10 protein-coding genes are annotated in these 12,329 nt (G+C 74.3%); 6 read left to right on the forward strand and 4 right to left on the reverse strand.

What is annotated here, in order from left to right; translation table 11 throughout:
• Positions 1–73 precede the first annotated feature (73 nt).
• Positions 74–736, reverse strand: a complete 663-nt coding sequence (locus ABZX65_RS14195) for a response regulator transcription factor (RefSeq protein ID WP_355338783.1) — start codon at positions 734–736, stop codon at positions 74–76.
• A gap of 62 nt (positions 737–798) precedes the next feature.
• Positions 799–2,220, reverse strand: coding sequence for a histidine kinase (locus tag ABZX65_RS14200; RefSeq protein WP_355338143.1), 1,422 nt, complete (start codon positions 2,218–2,220; stop codon positions 799–801).
• Positions 2,221–2,474: 254 nt separating this feature from the next.
• Between ABZX65_RS14200 and ABZX65_RS14205 the strand changes: the two genes are divergently transcribed.
• Positions 2,475–3,041, forward strand: a complete 567-nt coding sequence (locus ABZX65_RS14205) for a heme-binding protein (RefSeq protein WP_355338146.1) — start codon at positions 2,475–2,477, stop codon at positions 3,039–3,041.
• A 159-nt stretch (positions 3,042–3,200) separates the two neighbouring features.
• Complete coding sequence (locus ABZX65_RS14210; RefSeq protein ID WP_355338149.1) at positions 3,201–3,797, forward strand: ankyrin repeat domain-containing protein; 597 nt, start codon at positions 3,201–3,203, stop codon at positions 3,795–3,797.
• Positions 3,798–4,032: 235 nt separating this feature from the next.
• Here ABZX65_RS14210 and ABZX65_RS14215 read toward each other — a convergent pair whose 3' ends face one another.
• Positions 4,033–8,685, reverse strand: coding sequence for an ATP-dependent helicase (locus ABZX65_RS14215; RefSeq protein WP_355338152.1), 4,653 nt, complete (start codon positions 8,683–8,685; stop codon positions 4,033–4,035).
• Positions 8,686–8,781: 96 nt separating this feature from the next.
• Here ABZX65_RS14215 and ABZX65_RS14220 point away from each other — a divergent pair, with 96 nt between their 5' ends.
• From ABZX65_RS14220 to ABZX65_RS14230, 3 genes are read left to right on the forward strand one after another with little or no spacing between them, the layout of a single operon-like run.
• Complete coding sequence (locus ABZX65_RS14220) at positions 8,782–9,630, forward strand: AraC family transcriptional regulator (RefSeq protein ID WP_355338155.1); 849 nt, start codon at positions 8,782–8,784, stop codon at positions 9,628–9,630.
• A 4-nt stretch (positions 9,631–9,634) separates the two neighbouring features.
• The gene (locus tag ABZX65_RS14225; protein ID WP_355338158.1) at positions 9,635–10,522 is read left to right on the forward strand and encodes an AzlC family ABC transporter permease; all 888 of its coding nucleotides are present in this window, start codon (positions 9,635–9,637) and stop codon (positions 10,520–10,522) included.
• A complete protein-coding gene (locus ABZX65_RS14230; protein ID WP_355338161.1) occupies positions 10,519–10,845 on the forward strand; it encodes an AzlD domain-containing protein in 327 nt (108 codons plus the stop codon). The genes ABZX65_RS14225 and ABZX65_RS14230 overlap by 4 nt, the downstream gene beginning before the upstream one ends.
• A gap of 94 nt (positions 10,846–10,939) precedes the next feature.
• Here ABZX65_RS14230 and ABZX65_RS14235 read toward each other — a convergent pair whose 3' ends face one another.
• The gene (locus ABZX65_RS14235; RefSeq protein ID WP_355338164.1) at positions 10,940–11,848 is read right to left on the reverse strand and encodes a hypothetical protein; all 909 of its coding nucleotides are present in this window, start codon (positions 11,846–11,848) and stop codon (positions 10,940–10,942) included.
• Positions 11,849–11,948: 100 nt separating this feature from the next.
• On the opposite strand from ABZX65_RS14235, the gene ABZX65_RS14240 reads away from it, so the two are divergent.
• Complete coding sequence (locus ABZX65_RS14240; RefSeq protein WP_188286122.1) at positions 11,949–12,143, forward strand: DUF3046 domain-containing protein; 195 nt, start codon at positions 11,949–11,951, stop codon at positions 12,141–12,143.
• The last annotated feature ends 186 nt before the right edge of the window (positions 12,144–12,329 follow it).

Below are 12,329 nucleotides of genomic sequence, written 5' to 3' on the forward strand. Positions count from 1 at the left end.
GGGGGTCACGTCGGGGCGGCGGCGGTTTCGGCGCGCCCCTGGGGGCGGGGTGCCTGGGGGTTCTGGTGCGGGATCAGCCGAGCAGGCGGCGTTCGGTCGCCGCGGCCACCGCGCCCGCGCGGGTGTCGACGCCGAGCTTGTCGTAGATCCGGCCGAGGTGGGTCTTGACGGTGGCCTCGCTGATGAACAGGGCGCGGGCGATGTCGCGGTTGCCGAGGCCGCGGGCGAGCTGGCCGAGGATGTCGCGCTCCCGGGCGGTCAACTGCGGTCCCGGCGCGCGCATATGGGCCATCACGCGCCCCGCGACCGGCGGCGACAGCGCGGTGCGGCCCTGCGCGGCGGCGCGGATCGCCGAGAACAGCTCCTCCGGGCGCTCGGCCTTCAGCAGGTAGCCGGTCGCGCCCGCCTCGATGGCGCGGGTGATGTCGGCGTCGGTGTCGTACGTGGTGAGGACGAGGACGTACGGGCCGCCGTGCGCCGTGCCTGTTCCGGGCGCCGTGCCTGTCCCGGGCGTGGCGGCTGCTCCGGGCGTCTCCGGCCGAACGGATTCGGCCGGTGCGTGGGCCGCTGCGGCGGCGATCCGGCGGGTGGCCTCGACGCCGTCGATGCCCGGACCGAGCTGGAGGTCCATGAGGACCACGTCCGGCCGCGTCTTCGCGGCCATCGCGACGGCCTCCTCGCCGCTGCCCGCCTCGCCCACCACCTCGATGCCGTCCGCGCTGGCCAGCAGCGCCATCAGTCCGGCACGCACCACGGCGTGGTCGTCGCAGACCACGAGACGGACGGGTCGGATCTCGGTCACGGCGCGGCCTCCAGGGCTTCGAGGGGGACGGCGACGGACAGCACGGTGCCCTCGCCGGGGGCTGACTCGATGCTCAGGGTGCCGCCGAGCTGGCCCACCCGCGCGCGGATCGCGGGCAGCCCGTGGCCGCGTACCCCGGTGGCGGCGACGGCGGCCGGATCGAAGCCGCGCCCGTCGTCGGAGACGTCGAGCAGCACCTGGTCGTCGAGGTACGTCAGCGTGAGCGTGGCGTGGGCGGCCCCGGCGTGCTCCGCGGTGTTGGCGAGCGCGCCCTGCGCGATCCGCAGCAGCGCCGACCGCGTACGGTCCGGGAGCGGTACGGGCGCGCCCTCCACGTGGCAGCGGACCGTGAGGGCCGACGGCCGGGAGCGCGGAGAGTGCTCGGAGTCGTGAGAGCCTTCGGAGCGGTCGGAGTCTCCGGAGCGGTCAGAGTCTTCGGAGTGCTGCGCGGCGAGCGCGCGCAGGGCGTTGTCCAGGTCCTGTCCGACGAGCGCGGCGGGCGCGAGGTTGTGCACGAAGCGGCGTGCTTCGGCGAGATTCTGCTCAGCCACGGCGGTGGCGGTACGGACGTGGCCGCGGGCGGCGTCCGGTGCCGTCTCCCAGACCCGGTCCGCGGCCTGGAGCAGCATCCGCTGGCTGGACAGGCCCTGCGCGAGGCTGTCGTGGATCTCCATCGACAGCCGCTGCCGTTCCGCGAGGGTGCCCTCGCGCCGTTCGGTGGCCGCCAGTTCGCGGCGGGTGCGCACCAGGTCGTCGATGAGGGCCTGCTGACGGCCGGTCTGCCGCCGCATGTGGACGAAGACGGCGGTGGCGAGGGTGGCGACGGCGGGTGGCAGCAGCACCAGATTGGGGTCCGTCCCGTCCGCCAGCCGCAACTCCGCGATGACGACGAGTACGGCGAGCACCGCCACGAGCGCCACGGCCGCCCGGGTCGGCAGCGACCGCAGGCCCGTGTAGATGAGCGGGACGGCGCACCAGGCGAAGCTCGGCGCCAGCAGGACGACGACGGTCCAGCAGGCGACCAGGGCGGCGAGGCGTGCCAGCTCCCACCTGCGGGGGAGCGGTTCGCGTCGCCGTCCGGGCCGACGGCCCGCGAACTGGAGGACCGTGAGCGCCACGCTCAGCCCGATCACCCACGGCAGGCGACCGCTGTCCGGGTGCCGGTCGACGAAGCGGATGAGGGCGCCCGCGAGGAGGACGACGAAGGCGCCGTTCATGACCGCCGCCAGCCACCAGCCGTCCGGATCGGGGCTCGGCTCCGGGTCCCGCTCCGATGCGGGCTCCGGCCTCAGCTCCCATTCCGATTCCGGCTCCGGCTGCGGCTCCGGCCGCCGGTTCGGCTCCGGCGTCCGGTTCGGCTCTGGGCTCGGGACCGGGGGCGCGTCCCGGTCCTGGCCGGGCGGCGGCGAGCTGTGCATCGGGGCTCCTGGTCGAGGGCGGGGTCGGTGCGCTGCGAGCGGTGCGGGAGGCGACCCGGTGACCGGCCGCCATTCGCAGCGTGACCTGCCGGAACGGCCCGCGCATCGACCGATCGGATGACCCGCCTGTCCTCCATCATGCCCGTGCGGGCGAGCCGTATCGCGGACCGGCGCGGCCCCGGTCCGGCCCGAGGATCGAAGGCAGAGGCGGGAACGCGAAGGCGGTCCCGCAGACCCGAGGAGTTGGAACGTCCATGAAGAAGATGTCCTCCCGTACCCGCGTCCTGACCGGTGCCGTGGCCGTCGCAGCCGTCGGCGCGGCCACCTTCGGCGCCGTCTCTGCGACCGCCGCCGCCCCGGCCGCGTCCGGCAAGGCCGCCCCCGCCTCGGCGAGCGCCGCCGCGAACAGCAAGGACACCCGTCAGGTCGACCGGCTCACCACCGCCGCCGCGACGAAGGCCGCGCAGGCGGCCCTCGACGCCGCGAACCGCGCCGGCCAGCACGTCACCGTCGCCGTCGTCGACCGGGACGGCAACATCGTCGTCACCCTGCGCGGCGACGGCGCGGGACCGCAGTCGTACGAGTCCGCCGAGCGCAAGGCGTACACCGCCGTGTCCTGGAACGCCTCCACCTCCGAACTCTCCCAGCGCCTCCAGCAGACTCCGCAGCTCAAGGACATCCCCGGCACGCTCTTCCTCGCGGGCGCCGTTCCGGTCACGGCCACGAGCGGGCCCGTCGCGGCCGTCGGCGTCGCGGGCGCGCCCAGCGGGGACCAGGACGAGCAGTTCGCCCGGGCGGGAGCGGCAACGCTCGGCCATTGAAGGCCGACGGGCGGGGGGACACTCACCCCGGCGCCCGACAGACATGAGACGTGCGGGAAGCCCGAAGCACCGGAGAAGCCGGAGAAGCCGGAGAACCCGGAGAAGCGGGAAAACCCGGAAAACCCGGAGAAGCTTTCCGGAGAAGGAGGAGACACCGGCATGGCCGACCTGAACACCAGGCTGCTGGACGCCGCCCACTGCGGCGACGCGGAGCAGGTGACCGCCCTGCTCGACGCGGGCGCGGACATCGAGACCCGCGACGACCAACGGCGCACCCCGCTGCTGCTCGCCGCACTCGCCGACCACCCCGAAGCGGCCCGCAGGCTGGTCGCCGCCGGAGCCGATCCCAACGCGCGGGACTACCGCCAGGACACCCCCTGGCTGGTCACCGGCGTGACCGGCAGCGTCGAGATGATGCGCGCCCTGCTGCCCGCGCACCCCGACCTGACCCTCACCAACCGCTACGGCGGCGTCTCCGTCATCCCCGCCTCCGAACGCGGCCACGTCGCCTACGTCCGCGCCGTCCTCGCCGAGACCGACATCGACGTCAACCACGTCAACCGCCTCGGCTGGACCGCCCTCCTCGAAGCAGTCATCCTCGGCGACGGCGGGGCCGACCACCAGGAAATCGTCCGACTCCTCCTCGCCGCCCACGCTTCCCCCTCCCTCCCCGACACCGACGGCGTCACCCCTCTCCAGCACGCCGAACGCCGTGGCTTCGACGCCATCGCCCAACAACTCCGCGCCGCGACCTGACGCAGGCCCCGGCCCCAGCCCCCTCGCCGGTCCCCGCCCCGCCGGGGCGGGCGACCGGCTGAGGCGAGCCCGCGACCGGTCGCCCAGGGCGGGGCGAGACGCACCCGACGGCGGGTGCGTCCGGGCGGCCCGCAGACCGGGGCGACTCCCTGGGGGGCCAGGTCGAGGTCCCGGCCCGCCACGACTGCCCCTCCCAGTTGCCCGCTGCTTCCGCCGCCCTGCGTCCGACCGGGCTCTATCCGCCGTCCCGCAGGCGCAGGCCCCGCGGAGTGGCGTGGAAGCCCGCGGCTTCCAGAGCACGGCCGAGCGGCGAGGTGAGGGCCGACTCACCGTTGGTCCGCTCCACCGTGAGGCGGCCCAGCGCGCCCTCGCGGACAGCCAGCGCCAGCGCGTCCGCGGCGGCCTGGAGACGTATCTCGTCGTCGGGCCACGCCAGCAGCGTCTTGCCGCCGCGCTCGACGTAGAGGGCGGGCTCTCCGTCGATGAGAACGACCAGGGCGCCGGCCTTGCGGCCCGGTTTGTGGGTGACGCCCGCAGGCTGCTCGGGCCAGGGAAGGGCCGCGCCATAGGCGTTCGCGGGGTCGGCGGCGGCGAGCACCACCGTACGGGCGCGGGAGGCGTGCTCCTCCTCGCGGTCGCGCGCCGTGCTCAGGGCGCGCAGCCGGTCGACGGCGCCGTCCATGGCGAATTGGGCCGCCCCCAGTCCCTCCACCACATAGCCGCGCCGGGCCTGCCCGGTCTCCTCGAAGGCCGCGAGCACCCGGTAGGCCGCGGAGAAGCCGCCCGCGACGCCCTCGGCGGCCACCGCGCCCCGGGTGACCACGCCGTGCCGGTCGAGCAGCGTGTGGGTGAGGGCGTGCGCCCGCAGCGTCGGGTCGGGCTCGGCGGACGGTACGAGGGACCAGCGGCCCGCGGTGGTCGGCGGACCGGAACGGGACGCCGTCGCACGCGGGGCGCGGGTCGCCAGCGAGCTGTACCGACCGCGCGGCACGGAGCGCGGTGCCCGGTGCGCGGTGGAACCCGCCGTGCGGCCCGAGCCGAGGAGCGCCCTGAGCGGCGACAGGGTGTCGTTGGTGAGCCGTCCCGACCAGGCCAGGTCCCAGACGGCGTCGGCCAGTTGGGGATCGGTGGTGTCCTGCCCCGCGGCGCGCACCTGCTCGGCGATCTGCCGGAAGAAGAGACCGTAGCCGCCGGACAGCGCGGCCAGCACCGCCTCGTGCAGCGGGGACAGCTCCGACGGCTGCGGGGCGGGCAGCAGCAGGGGGGCGCTGTCGGCGAGGTAGAGCGACACCCAGCCGTCCTTGCCCGGCAGGGCGCCCGCCCCGGCCCACAGGATCTCGCCGGAGGCCGTCAACTCGTCCAGCATCGCCGGGTTGTAGCCCGTCACCCGGGACGGCAGCACCAGCTTCTCCAGCGCCGACGCGGGTACGGACGCGCCCTGCAACTGCTCCACGGCCCGCACCAGCCCGTCCGGACCGCGCAGGCTGTGCGTGCCCACGTGCTGCCACTGCGGGAGGAAGACGCCGAGCGTGGCGGGCGGCACGGGCTCCAACTCCTGCCGCAGCGCGGCCAGCGAGCGGCGCCGCAACCGCCGCAGCACCGTCGCGTCGCACCACTCCTGGCCCGCGCCGCCCGGCCGGAATTCGCCCTGCACCGTACGGCCCGCCGCCGTCAGCCGTTGCAGCGTCCCGTCCGCCACCGCGGCGCCCAGGCCGAATCTCCCGGCCGCCTCCTTGGTCGTGAACGGCCCGTGCGTGCGCGCGTACCGGGCGAGCAGATCCCCCAGCGGGTCCTTCACCGGCTCGGTGAACGCCACCGGCACGCCCACCGGCAGCGCCGTACCGAGCGCGTCCCGCAACCGCCCCGCGTCCTCGACCGCCGCCCAGTGCTCCGCCCCGGCGATCCGCACCCGGATCGCCCGCCTTGCCGTCTCCAGCTCCTCCGCCCACCCCGGCTCCGCGCCCCGCGCGGCCAACTCCGCGCCGGTCAGCGGTCCGAGCACCCGCAGCAGATCCGCGACCCCCTCGGCGCTCTTCACCCGCCGGTCCTCGGTCAGCCACTGCAATTCGGTGTCCAACTCGGCCAGGACATCGGCGTCCAGCAACTCGCGCAGCTCCGCCTGGCCCAGCAGTTCCGCCAACAGCCGCGAGTCCAGCGACAGCGCCGCGGCCCGCCGCTCCGCCAGCGGCGAGTCGCCCTCGTAGAGGAACTGCGCCACATAGCCGAACAGCAGCGAGCGGGCGAAGGGCGAGGGCTCGGGTGTGGTCACCTCGACCAGCCGCACCCTGCGGGCCTCGATGTCGCCCATCAGCTCCACCAGACCCGGCACGTCGAAGACGTCCTGAAGGCATTCGCGGACCGCCTCGAGGACGATCGGGAAGGAGCCGAACTCCGAGGCGACCTGGAGCAGTTGCGAGGCGCGCTGGCGCTGCTGCCACAGCGGGGTGCGCTTTCCGGGGTCGCGGCGCGGCAACAGCAGGGCGCGTGCGGCGCACTCGCGGAACCGGGAGGCGAACAGGGCCGAGCCGCCCACCTGATCGGTGACGAGCTGTTCGACCTCGCCCTTGTCGAAGGCGACATCCGCCGCGCCCACCGGCGACTGCTCGGGGTCGAACTCCGCTCCGCGCAGCACCGGATCGGAGTCCAGCAGGTCCAGGCCCATCAAGTCGGCGTCCGGCAGCCGCAGCACGATCCCGTCGTCGGCGTGCATCGCCTGGGCGTCCAGGCCGTAGCGCTCCTGGAGCCGCGCGCCGAGCGCCAGCGCCCACGGCGCGTGCACCTGCGCGCCGAAGGGGGAGTGGATGACGACCCGCCAGTCGCCCAACTCGTCGCGGAACCGCTCGACCACGATCGTCCGGTCGTCCGGCACATGACCGCACGCCTGCCGCTGCTCGGCCAGATACGACAGCACATTGTCCGTCGCCCAGGTGTCGAGACCGGCCGCCGTCAGCCGCTCCCTGGCCCGCTCCGGTGCCAGCGCGCCCACCTCGCGCAGGAACGCGCCCAGCGCACGGCCGAGTTCGAGCGGGCGGCCGAGCTGGTCGCCCTTCCAGAACGGCAGCCGTCCCGGCACTCCCGGCGCGGGCGAGACCAGGACCCGGTCGCGAGTGATGTCCTCGATGCGCCACGAGGTGGTGCCCAGGGTGAAGACGTCCCCGACCCGGGACTCGTACACCATCTCCTCGTCCAGTTCCCCGACCCGGCCGCCGCCCTTCTTCGGGTCGGAGCCCGCCAGGAACACCCCGAACAGCCCGCGGTCGGGGATCGTGCCGCCGGAGGTGACGGCGAGCCGCTGGGTGCCGGGGCGTCCGGTCACCGTGTTCGCCACCCGGTCCCACACCAGGCGCGGGCGCAGCTCGGCGAAGGCGTCCGAGGGGTAGCGCCCGGCCAGCATGTCGAGGACCGCGATGTAGGCGGAGTGGGGCAGCGCCGAGAACGGCGCCGCACGCCGCACCAGGGCCAGCAGGTCGTCCACGTCCCAGGTGTCGAGCGCGGTCATCGCCACGATCTGCTGGGCCAGCACGTCCAGCGGATTCGCGGGCACCCGCAGCGACTCGATCGCGCCCTGCCGCATCCGCTCGGTCACCACGGCGGACTGCACCAGGTCACCGCGGTACTTGGGGAAGACCACCCCGGTGGAGACCGCTCCCACCTGGTGCCCCGCGCGCCCGACCCGTTGCAGACCGGAGGCGACCGAGGGCGGCGACTCCACCTGCACCACCAGATCGACCGCGCCCATGTCGATCCCCAGCTCAAGGCTGGAGGTCGCGACGACCGCCGGCAGCCGCCCCGCCTTCAGATCCTCTTCCACCAGGGCCCGCTGCTCCTTGGACACCGAGCCGTGGTGTGCCCTGGCCAGCACCGGCGGCGTGCCCTTGGCCGCGCCGGACTGGGCCATGATCTCGGCGGGGGAATGCGCCTCGGGCAGGGCCTCGCCCTCGGCCCGCTCGTAGGCGATCTCATTGAGCCGATTGCACAGCCGCTCCGCCAGACGGCGCGAATTGGCGAAGACGATCGTGGAGCGGTGCGCCTGCACCAGGTCGGCGATCCGCTCCTCCACATGCGGCCAGATCGAGGCCCGCTCGGCGGGACCCGCCGCCGGCCCGGTGTGCTCGGCCACCGGGGAGCCGCCCAGCTCGCCCAGATCCTCCACCGGCACGACCACCGACAGGTCGAACCGCTTCTGCGACGGCGGCTGGACGATCGTCACCTTGCGGCGCGGCGACAGATAGCGGGCGATCTCGTCCACCGGCCGGACGGTCGCCGACAGCCCGATCCGGCGGGCGGGCCGGTCAAGGAACTCGTCCAGCCGCTCCAGGGAGAGCGCCAGATGCGCCCCGCGCTTGGTGCCCGCGACCGCGTGCACCTCGTCCAGGATCACCGTCTCGACCCCGCTCAGCGCCTCCCGCGCGGCGGAGGTGAGCATCAGGAACAGCGATTCGGGGGTGGTGATCAAAATGTCCGGCGGTCTGGTCACCAGCGCCCGCCGCTCCGCCGGAGGCGTGTCGCCCGAGCGGATGCCGACCCGGACCTCGGGCTCCGGCAGTCCCAGCCGTACCGACTCCTGCCGCAGCCCGGCGAGCGGGCTGCGCAGATTTCGCTCGACGTCCACCGCGAGCGCCTTCAGCGGCGACACGTACAGCACCCGGCACCTGCGGCGGGCCTCGGCGGGCGGCGGGGTGCTGGCCAGCCGGTCCAGGGCGGCGAGGAAGGCCGCCAGCGTCTTGCCGGAGCCGGTCGGCGCGACGACCAGCACGTCGGAGCCCTCGGCGATGGCCGACCACGCCCCGGCCTGGGCGTCGGTGGGCTCGCTGAACGCCCCCGTGAACCACGCGCGGGTGGCCGGGGAGAACGCGTCGAGACTGCTGCGACTGGACATGGCATCCATCCTGCCTCGCCGCACCGACACCGCGCGGCGGCCGACCCCTCAGCCTGTGGATAACTCGCTGGACGCCCCGGCCCGCCACCGGTCCACAATGGCCGTGTGACGGTGCGAGAGCAGGCCAGGTACTGGGAACACCCCGGACTGCCCGGAGTCGACCTGCTGCGTGCCCGCTATGTCCGGCACACCTTCACCCGGCACGCCCACGACAGCTACGTGATCGCGGCGGTCACCGGAGGCGTCGAGGGCATCGGGCTGCCCGGCGGAGCCGAGCGGGCGGGCGCGGGCGGAGTCGTCCTGATCAACCCCGAGACCCCGCACACCGCCTACGCGGGCGTCGAGGAGGGCTGGAGCTACCGGGTCCTCTACCCCTCGCCCGCCGTGGTCGCCGCCGTCGCTGCGGAGACCACGGCGCTGCGCGGCACCCCCTCCTTCAACGCCTCGGTGCTCGACGACCCCGTGACCGCCCGCATGATCGCCGACGTCCACCGCGCCGCCGAAGGGGACAACGCGCTCGCCGCCGACACGCAGCTGCGCCTCGTCGTCGCCCGGATGCTCGCCCGCCACGCGAACTCCGCGGCCCTCGGACCCGCGCCCGTCGCGGGCGCGGGCGTCGCGGCCCGCGCCCGCGACCTGCTGGCCACCCGCCTGGCGGCCCCGCCGAGCCTGGAGGAACTGGCCCGTGAGGTCGGCACCGGCCCCTTCGCCCTGCTGCGCGCCTTCAAGGCCGCCTACGGGCTGCCGCCGCACGCCTGGCTGACCAGCGAGCGGGTCAGGGCCGCCCGCCGCCTGCTCGACACAGGCGTCAGCCCGGCCGACACGGCCGCCGCCGTCGGCTTCACCGACCAGCCCCACCTCAACCGGCACTTCGCCCGGATCGTCGGCGTCCCGCCCGGCGCCTACCAACGCGAGCGCAAGAACGTACAAGACCCGCCGTCCCGCCGTCCCTAGCCTCATGCGGGTGACGGGACATCCGATAGCCACAGAACCCGCGGAATCCGCCGACCGCAGAGAATCCACCGGGCCGGCGGACCGGCAGCCACGCTCCGCGCGCGCCCAGGTCGTCCGCGACGCCCTCGGGGTGGGCGTCGCCGTCGGGCTCTCCGGCTTCGCCTTCGGCGTGACCTCCGCCGGAGCCGGGCTCGCACTCGCCCAGACCTGCGCCCTGTCCCTGCTGGTGTTCACCGGAGCGTCGCAATTCGCCCTGGTCAGCGCCCTGGGGGCGGGTGGCAACCCCTTCGCGGCAGCCGCGGGAGCCTTCTTCCTCGGCACCCGCAACGCCTTCTACGGGCTCCGGCTCTCCCAGCTCCTCCGCCTGCCCGCCGCGATACGGCCGCTGGCCGCGCAGTGGGTCATCGACGAGACCTCCGCGGTCGCGCTGGCGCAGAAGGACCGCGCCTCCGCGCGGCTGGGCTTCACCGTCACCGGAGGCAGCCTCTACGCCCTGTGGAATCTGACCACCCTCATCGGCGCCCTGGGCGCCTCGGCGCTCGGCGACCCCGCTTCCTGGGGGCTGGACGCGGCAGGCCCCGCCGTCTTCCTCGCGCTCCTCGCCCCCATGGTCAAGGGGCGCGCCGAACGGGCGGTCGCCGCGGTCGCCGTCCTCCTCGGCCTTGTCTGCCTGCCACTCCTGCCTGCCGGAGTCCCGGTCCTGGTCGCCGCCCTGGCAGCGCCCCTCGTCCTGGCCGTCACCCGCGCGAAGCGCACCGGAAAGGACGCGTCAGGAACCGTACGGAAGCCGGAACGGGCACCAGCACAGGCACCAGCAAAGGCACCAACAAAGGCACCAGCACGGGCATCGGCATCGGCACCGGCACGCGAAGAGGGAGAGACAGCGGAATGAGCACAGGAGCGAGTACCTGGATCGCCGTCATCGTGACGGCCCTCGGCTGCTACGCGGTCAAACTGCTGGGCCTGTCCGTACCGGCGGGATTGCTGGAACGCCCCGTGGTCAAGCGCCTCGCCGCGCTCGTGCCCATCGCGCTCCTCGCCGCGCTCACCGCCCTCCAGACCTTCGGCACCAGCGGACTGCGGCTGGCCGTGGACGCGCGCTCGGCCGGGCTCGCGGCAGCGGCCGTCGCCCTCCTGCTGCGGGCGCCCTTCCTCGTGGTGGTGGCCGCGGCCGTCGTCGTGACCGCGGCCGTACGGGCCGTTTCCGGCATGTGAGCCACGGGCCGGTCCTCCGCGACATCCGGTGCCCGGTCACCGGCGTAAGGACCGGGCACCTGGATCAGCGCCCCTTACCCGCGCGGCCTCGCCGTCAGCCCAGACGGCCGTACGCGCGCAGCGTCCGCAGCGCCTCGATCGTCACCATGGGCCGCCCTTCGAGGGCGGAGCCCGGCGCCCACTCGCGCCAGGTGATCGGCCAGCCGCCGTCGTCGCCCTGCTGCCCCGCGAGATGGTCCAGCGACCGTTCCATCTCGGTGTCGGTGAACCACGACCGGGCGGCCGAGTCGGGGGAGGGCGCGAAGTCGTGGGCGAAGTGGTGTTCGCCCGGCGCGTATCCGGTCGGCGGCGCGACCCGCCCGGCGCGCTCGGGCTCCAGCAGCGCCAGACCCTGCTCTCGCACCAGTCGTCCCAGCCGCTCCACCGCGCCCTGCGCACGCGGCCGGTCCTGCGCCGAGGCCAGGAACGCCAGCGAGGCCAGCACCTCGTAGGGATGCGTCCGGTCCAGGGCGTCGATCGCCGCCCAGCAGAAGTCCGTCGACCTGAACAGCCACGCGTGCCACACCTCGTTGCGGCGCAGCAGCCCCACCACGGGCCCGGTGGCGAGCAGGTCACCGGGCGGGTCGTCGGAGATCCGCATCCAGGGCGCGTACGGATAGCCGCGCAAGGACGCGTCGACCGCGGGCAGCGCGCCCTCCGCCGTCGAGCACGCCGTCAGATAGCGGCAGATGCGCTCGGCCCTGCCGCCCCTGCACCGGTCGATCTCGTCCAGCACCCGCAGCGCGTACGCCACGTGCAGCGGCTGGCTCACCGGGCCGCGCAGGTCGGGCTCCAGCGCGTGGCCGTATCCGGCGTCGTCATTGCGGTACGCGTCGAGCGCGGTCTCGACCGCGTCGCCGTCGCCGTCGCCGTCGAGGAAGTGGAAGGCGAACCTGCGCTGCTCGAGCACACGGGCGGTGAGCCACACGAACTGCTCGGCGCGACCTAGCGGGGTTGCTGGCATGCGCGCACCCTAGGGCGTGCGCGGCGGCCTGAACACGGCTGAGCCGAGGAGCCACCCGGCTGTGTGACGGTACGCGTGCGGGCGCGGGATACTGGCAGTCATGCGGTTGACGATTTTCTGGGAGCGGATGCGCGCGCACTTCGGCGACGCGTACGCCGATTCCTTCGCGCGGGACCATGTGATGGCCGAATTGGGCGGCCGTACGGTGCATCAGGCGCTGGACGACGGCTGGGAGGCCAAGGACGTCTGGCGCGCGGTGTGCGCCTCGATGGACGTGCCCGCCGCCAAGCGCTGACGCGGCGTCGCGAGCGGAGCGACGGATTCAGGAGTGGCCCGACACCCCCGGCGGGTCGCTTGACATCAAATTCGAACATCCATTCTTATGGCTTGTGCCGGGTGGATTTCCGTGGTGACGAAGCGTGTTTCCGCCGGAGTTATCCACAGCACGGGGCGACGGCCGGGCGCGTTGTCAGTGCCAGGC

Origin of the sequence: Streptomyces sp. NPDC003300, from assembly GCF_040610915.1 — a bacterium.
In the GTDB taxonomy this organism is placed as follows: domain Bacteria; phylum Actinomycetota; class Actinomycetes; order Streptomycetales; family Streptomycetaceae; genus Actinacidiphila.

Coding starts and splice junctions, on each gene's coding strand:
- ABZX65_RS14195 (WP_355338783.1), bottom strand. CDS start 736: ATGGCGCTGCTGGCCAGCGCGGACGGCATCGAGGTGGTGGGCGAGGCG.
- ABZX65_RS14200 (WP_355338143.1), bottom strand. CDS start 2,220: ATGCACAGCTCGCCGCCGCCCGGCCAGGACCGGGACGCGCCCCCGGTC.
- ABZX65_RS14205 (WP_355338146.1), top strand. CDS start 2,475: ATGAAGAAGATGTCCTCCCGTACCCGCGTCCTGACCGGTGCCGTGGCC.
- ABZX65_RS14210 (WP_355338149.1), top strand. CDS start 3,201: ATGGCCGACCTGAACACCAGGCTGCTGGACGCCGCCCACTGCGGCGAC.
- ABZX65_RS14215 (WP_355338152.1), bottom strand. CDS start 8,685: ATGGATGCCATGTCCAGTCGCAGCAGTCTCGACGCGTTCTCCCCGGCC.
- ABZX65_RS14225 (WP_355338158.1), top strand. CDS start 9,635: ATGCGGGTGACGGGACATCCGATAGCCACAGAACCCGCGGAATCCGCC.
- ABZX65_RS14230 (WP_355338161.1), top strand. CDS start 10,519: ATGAGCACAGGAGCGAGTACCTGGATCGCCGTCATCGTGACGGCCCTC.
- ABZX65_RS14235 (WP_355338164.1), bottom strand. CDS start 11,848: ATGCCAGCAACCCCGCTAGGTCGCGCCGAGCAGTTCGTGTGGCTCACC.
- ABZX65_RS14240 (WP_188286122.1), top strand. CDS start 11,949: ATGCGGTTGACGATTTTCTGGGAGCGGATGCGCGCGCACTTCGGCGAC.